Consider the following 15,291-nt stretch of genomic DNA (forward strand, 5'->3'; position numbering starts at 1 on the left):
CGGAGGAAAACAAGAACATGCGCCTGCGAAGTATCCAGACCCAGCTCATCCTCAGCATGGGCGCCGCCCTGCTCATCAGCCTGCTCATCGTCCTCGGCCTGTATGCCGTGCTGGTCAACCGCCTGAGCGAGCGCTACCTGCTCGAACAGGCATTGCCGGCGAGCATCCAGGCGATTGCCAACGACTTCGAGAAACGCCTCACCGGCCCCATCACCGCAGCGGCCGGCATCGCCGACAACACCCTGGTGCAGGACTGGCTGGCCGCCGGCGAAAGCCCGGAGAAACTGGCCGACTTCACCCGCTACCTGGGTGGCATCCGCGCCTCCCAGAAGGCCTTCTCTGCGCTGATCACCTCCAACGCCAGCGGCGCCTATTACAGCGACAAGGGCAAGGAGCGCACGCTCAGCCGCAGCGAGCCGAAGGACAGCTGGTACTTCCGTTTCATCGACAGCGGCAAGCCGCGCATGTGGAACATCGACACCGATGGCAGCACCGGCGAACTGGCGCTGTTCATCGACCAGCGCGTGGAGCGCGACGGCAAGCTGCTGGGCATCGCCGGGCTGGGCCTGGAGATGCGCGAGCTGTCGACGCTGATCCGCGATTTCCGCTTCGGCCGGTCAGGACGCGTGTACCTGGTGAAGAACGACGGCCAGGTGCAGATCCATCCCGATGCCTCGCTGCCCAAGGGGCGCAATCTCGGCGACCTGATCGGTGCCAGCGCCGCAAGCGCGCTGCTCGGCCAGCAGGGCTTCCACAGCGCCCGCTTCGAGCGCGACGGCGAGGACTACCTGGCCGCCAGCCTGCCGCTGCATGACCTGGGCTGGACCCTGGTGAGCGAAGTGCCGGAAGCGGAAATCTACGCCGACGCCCGCGAGGCGCTGGCCTTCTCCGGCCTCGCCGGCGCCGTGGTCGCCCTGCTCTGCCTGGCGCTGGTGGTGCTGATGGCGCGCAGCCTGGCCCGGCCGATCCGCCAGGTCACCCGCGCGTTGCTGGAGATCGGCGGTGGCGGTGGTGATCTCACCCGCCGCCTGGACGACAGCCGTGCCGATGAACTGGGCGACCTGGCCCGCGGCTTCAATCGCTTCCTCGAGGGCCAGCGCGCGCTGATTGGCGCCGTGCTCGGCACCAGCCAGCAACTGCTGCGCACCGTCGGCGAAGTGGCGCAGGTGGTGGACAACACCGCCGACCGCGCCGGTCGCCAGCAGGAAATGACCGACATGGTCGCCACGGCGGTGAACGAAATGGGCAGCACCGTGCAGGAAATCGCCCGTAACGCCGAGCAGGCCGCCAGCGCCTCGCAGCAGGCGCGCGAGGAAGCCGGCGAAGCACGGCGCGTGGTCGGCGGCTCGCTGCAGGTCGGCCAGCGCATGTCCGGGGAGATCGGCGAAGCGGCCGGTGCCGTGGGCGAACTGGCCGGCCAGGTGGCAAGCATCGACCAGGTGCTGGCGGTGATCCGTGGCGTGTCCGAGCAGACCAACCTGCTCGCCCTCAATGCCGCCATCGAGGCCGCGCGCGCCGGCGAACTGGGCCGTGGCTTCGCCGTGGTGGCCGATGAGGTACGCACACTGGCCAGCCGCACCCAGGGCTCGACCGACGAGATCCTCACGATCATCCAGCGCCTGAAGGGCGGCGCGGAGGCCGCGGTCCGCTCGATGCAGTCCAGCCAGCAGACCACCGGGCAGAGCCTGGCCGCCAGCGAACAGGCCGGCGCCTCGCTGGGCGCCATCGCCGACCAGGTGGAGCGCATCAGCGACATCAACCACCAGGTCGCCACAGCCACCGAAGAGCAGTCGGCGGTGACCGAGGAGATCAACCGCAACGTGCAGGGCATCGCCGACCTCGCCCACGCCACTACCCGCGAAGTGCAGCACGGCCGAGAACAGTGCCGCGAGCTGCGCAACCTGGCCGATGACCTGGCACGGCAGATGGCGCAGTTCCGCCTTTGAACGGCTCTGGCGCCGGCCTCGTGCCGGCGCCTTTTCCCCAGAGTTACCCACAGATTTTCCAAGCGAAGCGGCGGGCTTTTCGCTATGGCTGGCGGGTGATGACGACCGATCAGCGCACGAGGTGTCTCGCCGGCGAGACACCTTGCCCACAAGTTGCCCACAGATTGTCCAGAGACTTGCCCCCAACCCTCCGGACGCCGCCCGCGAATCCGTCAGAAAGCCCGAGCCCAGGCCCTGCAAGCCCTGCATCAATCCAGTGAATAATTCACCGAGTGGTCAGAAGTGGCGTCTGACGACGTTCAGGGGGAATTTCACCCACACCTTTTCCACAGCTTGTTCATATTTTGCTCAACAGGCCCGACAGCAATTGATCAAAAAACAAGCGAAACGCTGAAGGCTGCGGAGTACGTGGGCAGGAGAGGTCCTGCCACAGGTTATCCACAGGCGGTTCCACGGTGTTTGGGGAGAAGAATCAGGTGTCCAGCAACTGCGCCAGGACGCGCCCACGGCTGAGGTCGCCCAGCAGCTTCTGCAGCGGCTCGACCTGGGTAGTCGGCAGGCTCAGCGTGATGCGCACGCCTTCGGCGCCAAAGCCTTCGTCTTCGACGCTGGCGCCGAGCGCCAGCACTCGCGCCTTGAACAGCGCGTGCTCGGCGAAGCTGCAGTCGAATGCCAGGCGGCGGCTGGGCACCAGTTCGATGCGTTCGGCGTCCTGCAGGCACTTCGCCGCGCAGCCGCCATAGGCGCGAGCCAGGCCGCCGGTGCCGAGCTTGATGCCACCGAACCAGCGACTGACCACGACCACCACGCGGTCCATGTCCTGCCCCTCGATGGCGACCAACATGGGCCGGCCAGCGGTGCCGCCGGGCTCGCCGTCGTCGCTGAAGCGGTACTGGTTGCCCAGCTTCCAGGCCCAGCAGTTGTGCCCGGCGCTGGGGTCGCGATGGGCGGCAAGGAAGGCCTGGGCCTCTGCCTCGCTGGCGATGGGAGCGGCGACACAGTGGAAGCGGCTCTTGCGGATGTCTTCCTGGTAAACCGCGGGGCCGGCGAGGGTGAAACTCATGCCGAGGCCGGCGGCGTCAGCCCGCAACCCTTGAGGATGATGCGGATGAGGTTGTCGCTGGCATCGCTGAAGTCCTGCCTGGACAAGCGCTTGCGGCCGGTGACGAAGCCGATCTGGGTGGCGAAGTCGGCGTAGTGCTGGGTGCTGCTCCAGATCAGGAAGATCAGGTTCACCGGGTCCACGGCGTCCATCCTGCCGGCGTCGATCCAGGCCTGGAACACCGCGGCACGGCCGGCAAACCAGGTGCGGTAGTCCTGGCTGAAGTGCTCGGAGAGGCATTCGCCGCCGCTGATGATCTCCATGGCGAATACCCGCGAGGCCTGCGGGTAACGGCGGGAGAATTCCATCTTGGCGCGGATGTAGGTGGCCAGCGCGACGGCCGGGTCATCGTCCACGGTGAGGTGGTTGAAGGTGCTGTCCCACAGTTCGAGGATGTTGCTCAGCACCGCCACGTACAGCCCCAGCTTGTTGCTGAAGTAGTAGTGCAGGTTGGCCTTGGGCAGGCCGACGCGCTGGGCGATGGTGTTCATGCTGGTGCCCTTGAAGCCGTGGCGGGCGAACTCCTCCTCGGCGGCGGCGAGGATGGCTTCCTCGTTCTTCTGGCGAATGCGGCCGGCGGGCTTTTCGCCGTTGGGCGCAGTGTGGGCGGGTACCTGGAGGGTCATGCGGGATGTCCGTGCATTGAGCGGGGGCGCTGCATGGATAACCCAGGCGGGTGGCGGGATTCAAGCACGAGCTGTGAAAAAGGGCAGGAACCGGAGTCGCCAGGCGACCCGGCTCCCGCCCCCGTCACGGCAGCCCCCGTGGGTGGGCCGGGGGCATGGCGTCACTTGGTGGTGCCGGTGGTGCCGGAAGTGCTGTGGTGGCCGCCACCGCCACCGTGGTTGCCGATGGCGGCGCCAATCGCAACGACCGCGGCGCCGATGCCAACGGCTTCACCGACGGTCAGCTGGCCGTACAGCGGCGTGGCCAGGCCCATGCCGGAGCAGGTCGGCGGCAGCGGAACGATTGCGCCAGCGCGGTCCTTGTCATCCTGCCCGGCTCCGTTCGCGGCTTGCGCCTGGTCCTTCTGGTCCTTCGTAGCACCGCCCCACAGCGGCGCGCAGTCGTTGGTGGCGACCACGGCCTTCTGTTCCTCTTTCGGCTCATCTTTCACGGGTGCCGGCTGGGAACGGGTGATGACATCCTGGTAGAAGCCACCTGCGTGGGATTTGTCGTGGACTTCGGTCGGCGGAATGTTGGGGTGCCCGAGGGGCGCCGCCAGTACGGGGGTGCCCAGACTCGCGGCGATGGCCGCGATCAACAGTTTCTTCATGGCTCACATCTCCTAGGTGAAGCAAAAGAGATGCAAAGCTAGAGGTTGGCGAGCGCTCGACCAATGGGCCGGGACCCGGATGGGATGTAGGCAGTTTCCGAAAGAATCCAGGATTTTGCAGCTGGCGAATGAAAATGCCGCAAGACATTCGAAAAGACCGACCCCGCCAGGCGGCGGGGTCGGAGGGGAACATCAGAAGTGGTACTTGACCAGCGCGCTGACGGTGTTCTGGTCGGTGGTGAAGTACTGCGAATCCTTGATGCCGTACTTGTCGGACCAGTAGTCGTACTCGATACCCACGTACAGGTGCTTGGCTTCGTAGCCCAGGGACTTGCCCAAGTCGTACTTCAGCTGCGGGTTGAAGTGCAGGTTGGCGTGGTAGTCCGACTGGTTGCGGTGGCTGGAGCTGGCGTCCTTGTTGTTCACGACCCAGTCCATGAAGCCGTCGAACAGGATGTCGGAGTTGCCCACCGGGAAGGTAATGGCCCAGGCCGGTGTAATCTGCCAGGCGCCGGACGGCACGCGGTTGCCGTCGGGCTTGCGGTAGTAGAAGTTCAGCTGGAAGTAATCGAAGCCCGGCAGCGCCAGGTCGAAGCCCGGACCGACCAGGTAGGACTCGACATCGCCTTCGCCGAACTCGTAGGTGGTTGCCAGCAGCACGTCCTTGACCGGACCGAAGGACAGGTCGGTGCCGGTGATCTTGCCGAACGACAGGCGCGGGCTGAACTCACCGTAGTAGGTGTTCTTGCCGTTGGTGGCGCTTTCCTTGCCGTTGTAGTTGATCTGGTCGACGAAGAACCAGATGTCGCCCCAGGTCCAGGCGCTCGCGCTCTCGAAGGTGAAGGTCTGCTGGATCGGCGGGTCTACCTTGAAGTTCTTGCCCCACAGGTAGGTCAGGCTTTCGTTGTGCCAGATCAGCGGGCCGTCATTGGAAGCCGGCGCCGGGGTCAGGTCTTCACCGCCAGCCATGGCCTGCCCGGCCGCGAGCAGCCCGCCGGCGAGCAGCAGGGATGCGAGAGTGCGAGTCATGCGTTGCTCCTAATCAGTGCAGTCGTGTTGCGTTTTTAATTGTCGGTGGAACCTGTCCGGTCGGTCAGGCCTGGCGAGGAAAAGCAAGATTGGCGCCAATCCTGACCAGATGTTCCACTTTTATGACGAACCCCTTAAGGTCCGCTCCTTTGGCAGGGAAGACGCAGGTGAACGGGACGGGCCATTTCCTGACTCACAGGACAACTTCGCCTGTTTGGAGGGCATCGGCCCCAACAGGAAGCACTGCAATGGCGATCGCCGACCAGAAGATTGGATACATGACAAACCTGTGTTGAAACGAATCAACACAAATTGTGTATACAACTATCTTGTAGGAAATCTACACAACAGCCGTCGGAACACACCACGCGTTTTTCCGGGCGCGGATAATGCCAGACAAGGGCCTTCTCCACACCTGTCAGAGTGACTCGGGCCGCCCGGCGGTCGAGCTGTGGGATGCTTCCTTCAGGGTTCGAACGCCGCCGTTCACGTCGGCAACGGCTCTGATCCGGCTTGAGGTGGACGGGGCGGCCTGCCAGACTTCGATTCTCCAGCGATATTTTCCCAAGCTATGCCGATGAAAGGACAAGCTCCCGAACTGCAACGCCTGATCCCGGTGCTCGACCGCCTGCCGCGGCCGGTCTATGCGCGCGCCGAGCGTTTGCGCGCGGGTTCCTGGACCAGCAGGCACCATCACGCCTGGGTGCAGTTGTCCTACGCCATCACCGGAGTGCTGGGTGTACACACGGCCGAAGGCAGCTTCTTCGCGCCGCCGCAGCGGGCGATCTGGATTCCGGCCTTCCTCGACCATGAAGTGGTGACCTCGACCCAGGCGGAAATGCGCAGCCTGTACATCCGCGACGACGCCTGCCGATGGGCGCCGGACCGCTGCCGGGTGCTGGAGGTGACGCCGCTGGCGCGCGAGCTGATCAAGAGCTTCTGCGAGCTGCCGGTGGATTATCCACAGGGCGACAGCGCCGAATCACGGCTGGTGGAAGTGCTGCTGGACCAGCTGCGCGACCTGCCGGAAGTCGCCTTCTCCCTGCCGATGCCACAGGAGGCCCGGCTGCTGCAGTTGTGCCAGACACTGATCGACCACCCCACCGACAGCCACACCCTGGGCGACTGGGCGCAGCGCATCGGCACCTCGGAGAAGACCCTGTCGCGGCTGTTCCAGCGCGAAACCGGGATGACCTTCCGCCTGTGGCGCCAGCGCCAGCGCCTGCTCGCCTCCCTCGGCTCGCTCGAGGCCGGCGATAGCGTGACGGCGGCGGCGCTGGATTGCGGGTATGACTCGACCTCGGCATATATCGCGTCGTTCAAGGGGTTGTTCGGCTTCACGCCGGGGGATCTGTTCCGCCAGCGGTAGACCGTGCCGGCGGATACCGACTCCGTCCGCGATTGGCTGAATTGCGCACCGAGCCCACGCCGCGGCACCGCTTGTGCGTCGGCGGATTTCCGCTCAGTGCCCGCCCTGATAGGCGCCGCTTCGCCTGCCCCCATACTTTAAAATCAGCTGAAACCCTTGTGCCGCGCGGTTTTCGCGCCTTGGCACGCTGCCTGCTATCGCCCTCGACACTGCGCCGCCCTCGCGGCGCGCCGGCGTGACGTTTCGAGTAGTCCGCACGCCTGACGACAACAACGACAAGAGGAATACCCATGGATAGCGCAAGCGCCGTCTCCGCTTCTGCCGCACCCCGCACGACTTCCCAGCGCATCAAGTCGATCTTCAGTGGTTCGGTCGGCAACCTGGTCGAGTGGTACGACTGGTACGTCTATGCCGCCTTCTCGCTGTACTTCGCCAAGGCGTTCTTCCCCCAGGGCGACATGACCGCCCAGCTGCTGAACACCGCCGCGATCTTCGCCGTGGGCTTCCTGATGCGCCCGATCGGCGGCTGGCTGATGGGTATCTACGCCGACCGCAAGGGCCGCAAGGCGGCGCTGCTGGCCTCGGTCCTGCTGATGTGCTTCGGCTCGCTGATCATCGCCCTGACCCCCAGCTATGAAACCATCGGCGTCGGCGCCCCCATCCTGCTGGTGCTCGCGCGCCTGCTGCAGGGCCTGTCGGTCGGCGGCGAATATGGCACCTCCGCTACCTACCTGAGCGAGATGGCCAACAAGGAGCAGCGCGGCTTCTTCTCCAGCTTCCAGTACGTGACCCTGATCTCCGGCCAGCTCATCGCCCTGGCAGTGCTGATCGTGCTGCAGCAGACCCTGACCACCGAGCAGCTGGAAAGCTGGGGCTGGCGTGTGCCGTTCTTCATCGGCGCGCTGTGCGCGGTCGTCGCCATGTTCCTGCGTCGCGGCATGGAAGAGACCGAGTCCTTCACCACCAAGAAGGAAGAGCCCAAGGAAAGCCTGATGCGCTCGCTGATGCGCCATCCCAAGGAAGTCCTGACCGTGGTCGGCCTGACCATGGGCGGCACCCTGGCCTTCTACACCTACACCACCTACATGCAGAAGTACCTGGTGAACACGGTGGGGATGAGCAAGAACGACTCCACCATGATCTCGGCGGCCACCCTGTTCCTGTTCATGCTGCTGCAGCCCATCGTCGGCGCCCTGTCGGACAAGATCGGTCGTCGCCCGATCCTGATCGCCTTCGGCGTACTGGGCACCATTTTCACCTACCCGATCCTCAGCACCCTGCACACCATCGACACCTGGTGGGGCGCGTTCTTCCTGATCATGGCCGCACTGGTCATCGTCAGCGGCTACACCTCGATCAACGCTGTGGTGAAGGCCGAGCTGTTCCCCACCGAAATCCGCGCCCTGGGCGTGGGTCTGCCGTACGCGCTGACCGTATCCATCTTCGGCGGCACCGCCGAGTACGTGGCGCTGTGGTTCAAGAGCATCGGCATGGAGAGCGGCTTCTACTGGTACGTCACCGCGTGCATCGCCTGCTCGCTGCTGGTCTACGTGACCATGAAGGACACCCAGAAGCACTCGAAGATCACCACCGACTGATTGGGCTCTTTGCCCAGGCCCCGGCGCACACTCTCCGGGGCTTTTTATCCACAAGGCCCGGCGCATGCCGGGCCTTGTCGTTTCTGCTTTTCGCTTTTCGTAGGAGCGAGCTTGCTCGCGAACGCTCCTGCTCCGGATTCCGGTCGGGTTCGCGAGCAAGAACTGGGCACCCCCCTCGGTCCTGCAAGAGCAGAGCCCGCCTGTGGGTTATCCTTCAGCGTTCCCTTCACTTGCTGGAGCCTGCCATGACCACCCCGAAATCCGCCCTGATCATCGGCGCCTCGCGCGGCCTCGGCCTGGGCCTGGTGCGCGAACTCCTGGAGCGTGGCTGGGACGTCACCGCCACCGTGCGCGATGTCGTCCATCCTGGCGAACTGGCGAACCTGCCCGTGCGGGTGGAAGCCCTGCTACTGGACGACATCCACTCCCAGGACCGCCTCGCCGAAGCCCTGGCCGGCTCGCGCTTCGACCTCGTCTACATCAACGCCGGCATCTACGGCCCGCCGCACCAGTCGAGCATCGACGCCAGCCTCGCCGACGTCGGCCAGTTGTTCATGGTCAACGCCGTCGCCCCGCTGCGCCTGGCCGAGCGCCTGCTGCCGCGCCTGAATGCCGACAACGGCGTACTGGCCTTCATGACGTCCGAGCTGGGCAGCGTCGCCGGCAACGAATCCGGCGGCATGGCGCTGTACCGCGCAAGCAAGGCGGCGCTCAACTCGCTGACCCGCAGCTTCGTCGCCGAACTGGGCGAAACCGGTATCACCGTGCTCAACCTGCATCCGGGCTGGGTGCGCACCGACATGGGCGGCGAGTCCGCGCCTCTGGACGTGCAGACCAGCGTGAAGGGCCTCGCCGATCAGGTCGAAGGCCACGCCGGACGAGGCGGGCAGTTCTACCTGGACTACCAGGGAACGACGATCGACTGGTGACGGCCAGCCCCGTGGGCGTTACCATGCGCCCACGTCTGACTCTCGGGTCAACGGACCTGGATCAGCAGACAGGGTGAACACTGAGCTGGCTTCCCATGACCCCATGGAGCCGGCTCGATACGAACGGCTCCGTCCGTTTGGAGAACTCACCCATGTCTTCCCCGCGTCTCTGGCTGCGCAACCCGCTGGCCATCTTCACCGCCAATGACCTCGACGCCCGTGGCGGCATCGTCGTCCAGGACGGTCGCATCGTCGAACTGGTCGCTGCCGGCCAGCAGCCCTCGGCTCCCTGCCAACAGACCTTCGACGCCAGCCAGCACGTGCTGACGCCCGGCCTGATCAACACCCACCACCACTTCTACCAGACCCTCACCCGCGCCTGGGCGCCGGTGGTGAACCAGCCGCTGTTCCCCTGGCTGAAGACCCTCTACCCGGTGTGGGCGCGCCTGACCCCCGAGCAGCTCGGCGTGGCCACCAAGGTGGCGCTGGCCGAACTGCTGCTGTCGGGCTGCACCACCGCCGCCGACCATCACTACCTGTTCCCCGACGGCCTCGAACAGGCCATCGACGTGCAGGCTGGCGTGGTCCAGGAACTGGGCATGCGCGCCATGCTCACCCGTGGCTCGATGAGCCTGGGCGAAGCCGACGGCGGCCTGCCGCCGCAGCAGACCGTGCAGAGCGCCGAGGACATCCTCGAAGACAGCCAGCGCCTGATCCGCGAATACCACCAGCGCGGCGAAGGCGCGCAGGTGCAGATCGCCCTGGCGCCCTGCTCGCCGTTCTCGGTCACCCCGGAAATCATGCGCGCCAGCGCCGAGCTGGCCGAGCGCGAGGACGTGCGCCTGCACACCCACCTCGCCGAAACCCTCGACGAGGAAGACTTCTGCCTGCAGCGCTTCGGCCAACGCACCGTGGACTACCTGGACAGCGTCGGCTGGCTCGGCCCGCGCACCTGGCTGGCCCACGGCATCCACTTCAACGACGAGGAAATCCGCCGCCTCGGCGAAGCCGGCACCGGGGTCTGCCATTGCCCCAGCTCGAACATGCGCCTGGCCTCGGGCATCTGCCCGACCGTGGCGCTGGAAGCCGCTGGCGCGCCGGTGGGCATCGGCGTGGACGGCTCGGCCTCCAACGACGCCTCCAACATGATCCTCGAAGCCCGCCAGGCCCTGTACATCCAGCGCCTGCGCTACGGCGCCGAGCAGATCACCCCGGAACGCGCGCTGGGCTGGGCCACTCGCGGTTCGGCCAAGCTGATCGGCCGCAGCGACATCGGCGAGCTGGCCGTGGGCAAGCAGGCGGACCTGGCGCTGTTCAAGCTCGACGAATTGCGCTTCTCCGGCAGCCATGACCCCCTCTCCGCCCTGCTGCTGTGCGGCGCCGACAAGGCCGACCGGATCATGATCGGCGGCACCTGGCGGGTCATCGACGGCGAAGTCGAAGGCCTCGACCTCAAGCGCCTGATCGCCGACCACACCCAGGCCGCGCGCAAGCTGCTCGGTACGCTCTAACCAACCTGCGTAGGAGCGGACTTCGTCCGCGATCGGCATCCGGCGCGATGCGGACCTATCGCGGACGGAGTCCGCTCCTACGCCCCCTTCCGCCCCCGCACCAAAGCGTGGCTCCGGATGCCATTCCGGCGGGCACGTTTTGCCATCGAAAAATCGCTACAACCCGCGTCACACAAGGCCTGCGCCCTACCGCCCGTCGCCCGCCAGACAGTCATGACGAACAGTCATTCCAGCAAAAACCCGTCTAAATCAAGGCTCGCTGTTGGTTGGCAGGAAAATGCCGTCAATTTGACATCACCGAGCCGCCCTCTAGTTTTAAATCGCTGGGCCGAATTCCTGCTCAAGACGTTGTCAGCAGCCGTTTGGCCCGGTTACCGGCGCCCGGCAATGGAGTGCACTTCAATGCGCGATTCACAGTTGAACCCCCAGGCGGTTCAAGAAGTCGGCCAGGACTGGCCGCGGCGCCTCATCATCCAGACCCTGCCGTGGGCGGTCGTGGCCGTGCTCTGCGCGGTCGGCGTGCCGTTCTGGTGGATGCTGCCGGTGGGCTGGCTCTCCAGCCTGGTGCTGTGCAGCCTGCCGGGCGGCGCCAGCAAGGCCGCCATCGAGGCCCAGGCCACCACCCTGCAGACCGATGAGCTGCCGCACTGGCGCCCGCTGCAGGACGCCGTGGAAGGCCACCTGGCCTCGCTCAACGGCCACACCCACCAGATCGATAACCTCCTGCACCAGGCCATCCGCCAGCTCACCGACAGCTTCCACGCCCTCGCCGAGCGCATCGACACCCAGCGCGGCCTGTCCCACTCGCTGATCGAGCGCTACGACGGGCGCGGCCACCTGGACGGCGACATCGACTTCCAGCGTTTCATCCACGCCACCCAGGAAACCCTCGGGCTGTTCGTCGAAGCCACTCTGGAGACCAGCCGCACTTCGCAGCAACTGGTAGAGCGCATGGACCGCGTGACCCACAAGATCGCCGAGATCCTGCAGTCCACCCAGGACATGGACGCCATCGCCAAGCAGACCAACCTGCTGGCCCTCAATGCCGCCATCGAGGCCGCCCGCGCCGGCGAGAGCGGCCGTGGATTCGCCGTGGTGGCCGACGAGGTGCGCGCGCTGTCGACGCGCTCCACGCACTTCTCCCAGGCCATCCGTGAGCACGTCGACGTGGTCTACCGCGAGATCAAGGACGCCGAAGGCGCGATCAGCCAGCTGGCCGACAAGGACATGACTTTCGCCCTGGATTCGCGGCAAAAGATCCAGCACATGCTCGACGACCTCGACGCGATGAACCAGCACACCGTGAAGGTGGTGCAGGAGCTGGACCGCATCTCCCTGGAAGTGGGCGACGGCGTCAACGCCGCGGTCACCGCCCTGCAGTTCCAGGACATGAGCAGCCAGCTGCTCGGCCAGATCGGCAAGCACAGCGCCCGCCTTGGCGCCCTCGCCGTCGGCCTGGGCGCGCTGGATGGCCGCCAGCCCGGCGAATGGAGCGAACGCCTGCGCGGCGAAACTGCCGAACTCGCCCGCCCCCTGAGCAACCCGGTCGCCCAGACCAGCCTTAGCGCTGGCGAGGTGGAACTGTTCTGAACTGAAGGCAAGGCAGGAGTCCCGACATGCTGCAGTCCGTCTTCGAATACTTGGCGAATCTCGCTCTGATCGGCTGAGCCCACCACACCATTTCCACGCGCCGGGATGGCGCGAGCACCTGTGCGCCTGGCGACAGGCAAACGCATTGCAACCCGAGGAGAAGCAACGCAATGGGAAAGCAGATTCTGATCGTCGATGACTCGGCCTCCATCCGGCAGATGCTGAGCTTCACGCTCAAGTCCGCCGGCTACGAGGTGGACGAGGCCGTGGACGGCAAGGACGGCCTGGGCAAGGCCCAGCGCAAGACCTACAACCTGGTCTTCACCGACCAGAACATGCCGAACATGGACGGCCTGACGCTGATCCGCAGCCTGCGCGAGATGGCCGGCTACCGCGGCACGCCGATCCTGATGCTGACCACCGAGTCCAGCGACGCCATGAAGCAGCAGGGCAAGAGCGCCGGCGCCACCGGCTGGCTGGTCAAGCCGTTCGACCCGCCGAAGCTGCTGGAAGTCACCCGCAAGGTCCTGCCCTAGGGGTATCGCCGATGGCCACTGGAATGGAGCAGTTCCTCCAGGTGTTCTTCGAGGAAACCGACGAACACCTGGCGACCCTCGAACTCCTGCTGATCGGGCTCGACCTCGATCAGCCGGACGCCGAGACGCTCAATGGCATTTTCCGCGCGGCCCACTCGATCAAGGGCTCCAGCGGCATGTTCGGTTTCGACGACCTGACCGCGGTGACCCACGAGCTGGAAACCCTGCTCGACCGCATCCGCTGCGGGCAGACCGCCCTGCACGTGGACATGATCGGCGTGTTCCTCGAAGCTCGCGACGTCCTGCAGCGCCTGCTCGATGCGCACCGCAGCCAGGTGCCCGATCCGGACGTGCCAGTAACCTCCACCGTGGAACGCCTGCGCGCCTGGCTCGCGGAGCCGGTCGCAGCAGCGGTCGACGACGACCTGTTCGAAAGCGCCCCGGCAGCGGCTGAAACCAGCGCCAGCGATGACGACGCCTTTGGCTTCTTCGACGACGCGCCCGGTACTCCCGACGCCAGCGAAACCAGCACCAGCCGCGACGACGACTTCGGCTTCTTCGACGACGCCCCCGGCGCGCCGGACGTCAAACCCGTCGAGCCCTACGGCATCTTCGACAAGGCACCCGGCGCCCCCACGGCCGCCGCACTGGTTACAGCGCCAAGCGAGCAACCCAAGCCCGCACCCGCCGCAGTCGCCAAGCCGACCGCCCGCGCCGACAGCGAATCCAGTTCCATCCGCGTCAGCGTCGAAAAGATCGACAGCCTGATCAACCTGGTGGGCGAGCTGGTGATCACCCAGGCCATGCTCAGCCAGCTCAGCGAGGATCTCGACCCCACCCACTTCGAGCGCCTGCAGCAGGCCCTGGCACAGCTGGAACACAACACCCGCGACCTGCAGGAATCGGTGATGTCGATCCGCATGCTGCCGATCAGCTTCATCTTCAGCCGCTTCCCGCGCCTGGTGCACGACACCTCCGCGCGGCTGGGCAAGCAGGTCGAACTGATCCTCCAGGGCGAGCACACCGAGCTGGACAAAAGCGTCATCGAAAAGCTCAGCGACCCGCTCACCCACATCGTCCGCAACAGCATCGACCACGGCATCGAGACGCCCGCCGAACGCCTGGCCGCCGGCAAGCCGGCCCAGGGCTCGGTGAAGCTCGCCGCCAGCCACCAGGGCGGCAGCGTGGTGGTGGAAATCTCCGATGACGGCCGTGGCCTGTCCCGCGAGCGCATCCTCGCCAAGGCCCGCGAAAAGGGCTTGGCCGTGCACGATGGGATGACCGACGCGGACGTCTGGCAACTGATCTTCATGCCCGGCTTCTCCACCGCCGAAGCGGTCACCGAGCTGTCCGGCCGGGGCGTGGGCATGGACGTGGTGCGGCGCAACATCCAGGCCATGGGCGGGCGGATCGACATCGATTCCGCACCCGGCATGGGCACGCGCATGAGCATCCGCCTGCCGCTGACCCTGGCCATCCTCGACGGCCTGATCGTCGCCGTGGAGAAGGTCAACTACGTGGTGCCGCTGACCTACATCGTCGAGTCGCTGCAGGCCCGCGCCGACGACGTGCGCGGGCTGGCCGGCGAGGAATCGACGGTGATCCGCGTGCGCGGCGAATACCTGCCGCTGTTCTCCCTCAACCAGCTGCTGCGCATCGGCGCCGCGCCCGTGCCGCCGGAGCAGGGGATCGTGGTGATCCTCGAATCCGAGGGCAAGAGCTTCGCCCTGCAGGTGGACGAGCTGGTCGGCCAGCAGCAGGTGGTGATCAAGAGCCTGGAACAGAACTTCCGCCGGATCGACGGGATCGCCGGCGCCACCATCATGGGCGACGGCAGCGTCGCCCTGATCCTCGATGTCGATGCCCTGCCGCGTCTGGCAGCACAAGGAGAATCCACCCATGAGCGCAGCTGAAGCCCACGCGGCGAGCAGCCCGGTGCAGGAGTACCTGACCTTCACCCTGGGCCGCGAGGAATACGCCATCGACATCCTGCGCGTGCAGGAGATCCGTGGTTACGACCAGGTCACGGCGATCGCCAACGCCCCCGCCTTCATCAAGGGCGTGATCAACCTGCGCGGGGCCATCGTTCCCATCGTCGACCTGCGCATCAAGTTCAACTTGGCCGACATCAGCTACGACCAGTTCACCGTGGTGATCATCCTCAACGTCGGCCGGCGCATCGTCGGCGCGGTGGTGGACTCGGTCTCCGACGTGATTGCCCTGGCCGGCGAGGAGATCAAGCCGCGCCCCGAATTCGCCGCCAGCTTCGACACCGAGTACCTGCTGGGCCTGGCCACCGCCGGTGAGCGGATGCTCATCCTGGTGGACATCGAAAAACTCATGACCAGCCGTGAAATGGCGCTGGTCGACGAAACCGCCGCCTGATCGCGACCGAGGATAATCAA

Annotated in this window: 13 protein-coding genes and 1 pseudogene; 10 read left to right on the top strand and 4 right to left on the bottom strand. The window is 66.0% G+C overall.

What is annotated here, in order from left to right; all coding sequences use genetic code 11:
• Nucleotides 1-56: 56 nt before the first annotated feature.
• A pseudogene (locus IB255_RS31275) lies at nucleotides 57-1,079 on the top strand (cache domain-containing protein); the annotation flags it as partial.
• A gap of 138 nt (nucleotides 1,080-1,217) precedes the next feature.
• Nucleotides 1,218-1,946, top strand: a complete 729-nt coding sequence (locus IB255_RS31280) for a methyl-accepting chemotaxis protein (protein WP_405307600.1) — start codon at nucleotides 1,218-1,220, stop codon at nucleotides 1,944-1,946.
• Between the two features lie 472 nt (nucleotides 1,947-2,418).
• Here IB255_RS31280 and IB255_RS13150 read toward each other — a convergent pair whose 3' ends face one another.
• The 4 genes from IB255_RS13150 to IB255_RS13165 all read right to left on the bottom strand — a co-directional run bounded on the left by IB255_RS13150 (nucleotide 2,419) and on the right by IB255_RS13165 (nucleotide 5,353).
• Nucleotides 2,419-3,009 carry an IMPACT family protein gene (locus IB255_RS13150; RefSeq protein WP_081519179.1) on the bottom strand — a complete coding sequence of 197 codons (591 nt, stop codon included), beginning with the start codon at nucleotides 3,007-3,009 and terminating at the stop codon, nucleotides 2,419-2,421.
• On the bottom strand, nucleotides 3,006-3,674 hold the full coding sequence (locus tag IB255_RS13155; protein WP_151188937.1) for a TetR/AcrR family transcriptional regulator: 669 nt from the start codon (nucleotides 3,672-3,674) through the stop codon (nucleotides 3,006-3,008). Before IB255_RS13155 ends, IB255_RS13150 begins: the two co-directional genes overlap by 4 nt.
• A gap of 161 nt (nucleotides 3,675-3,835) precedes the next feature.
• Complete coding sequence (locus IB255_RS13160) at nucleotides 3,836-4,324, bottom strand: hypothetical protein (protein WP_192210463.1); 489 nt, start codon at nucleotides 4,322-4,324, stop codon at nucleotides 3,836-3,838.
• 192 nt (nucleotides 4,325-4,516) lie between these two features.
• Nucleotides 4,517-5,353, bottom strand: coding sequence for an outer membrane protein OmpK (locus IB255_RS13165; RefSeq protein ID WP_151188935.1), 837 nt, complete (start codon nucleotides 5,351-5,353; stop codon nucleotides 4,517-4,519).
• A gap of 571 nt (nucleotides 5,354-5,924) precedes the next feature.
• Between IB255_RS13165 and IB255_RS13170 the strand changes: the two genes are divergently transcribed.
• The 8 genes from IB255_RS13170 to IB255_RS13205 all read left to right on the top strand — a co-directional run bounded on the left by IB255_RS13170 (nucleotide 5,925) and on the right by IB255_RS13205 (nucleotide 15,271).
• Nucleotides 5,925-6,722 (top strand): AraC family transcriptional regulator, encoded by a 798-nt coding sequence (locus IB255_RS13170; protein WP_151188934.1) that lies wholly within the window; start codon nucleotides 5,925-5,927, stop codon nucleotides 6,720-6,722.
• A 290-nt stretch (nucleotides 6,723-7,012) separates the two neighbouring features.
• Complete coding sequence (locus IB255_RS13175) at nucleotides 7,013-8,320, top strand: MFS transporter (protein ID WP_081518851.1); 1,308 nt, start codon at nucleotides 7,013-7,015, stop codon at nucleotides 8,318-8,320.
• A 245-nt stretch (nucleotides 8,321-8,565) separates the two neighbouring features.
• On the top strand, nucleotides 8,566-9,249 hold the full coding sequence (locus tag IB255_RS13180; RefSeq protein ID WP_192210464.1) for an SDR family oxidoreductase: 684 nt from the start codon (nucleotides 8,566-8,568) through the stop codon (nucleotides 9,247-9,249).
• A 152-nt stretch (nucleotides 9,250-9,401) separates the two neighbouring features.
• Complete coding sequence (locus tag IB255_RS13185; RefSeq protein ID WP_081518853.1) at nucleotides 9,402-10,760, top strand: 8-oxoguanine deaminase; 1,359 nt, start codon at nucleotides 9,402-9,404, stop codon at nucleotides 10,758-10,760.
• A 534-nt stretch (nucleotides 10,761-11,294) separates the two neighbouring features.
• A complete protein-coding gene (locus IB255_RS13190) occupies nucleotides 11,295-12,350 on the top strand; it encodes a methyl-accepting chemotaxis protein (RefSeq protein WP_225594857.1) in 1,056 nt (351 codons plus the stop codon).
• Between the two features lie 170 nt (nucleotides 12,351-12,520).
• Entirely contained in the window at nucleotides 12,521-12,886 is a 366-nt protein-coding gene (locus tag IB255_RS13195) for a response regulator (RefSeq protein WP_081518855.1), read from the top strand.
• Nucleotides 12,887-12,897: 11 nt separating this feature from the next.
• Nucleotides 12,898-14,799 carry a chemotaxis protein CheA gene (locus IB255_RS13200; RefSeq protein WP_192210465.1) on the top strand — a complete coding sequence of 634 codons (1,902 nt, stop codon included), beginning with the start codon at nucleotides 12,898-12,900 and terminating at the stop codon, nucleotides 14,797-14,799.
• On the top strand, nucleotides 14,786-15,271 hold the full coding sequence (locus IB255_RS13205) for a chemotaxis protein CheW (RefSeq protein ID WP_138213334.1): 486 nt from the start codon (nucleotides 14,786-14,788) through the stop codon (nucleotides 15,269-15,271). The genes IB255_RS13200 and IB255_RS13205 overlap by 14 nt, the downstream gene beginning before the upstream one ends.
• Nucleotides 15,272-15,291 lie beyond the last annotated feature (20 nt).

It is taken from the genome of Pseudomonas sp. PDM22, from assembly GCF_014851965.1.
GTDB lineage: Bacteria > Pseudomonadota > Gammaproteobacteria > Pseudomonadales > Pseudomonadaceae > Pseudomonas.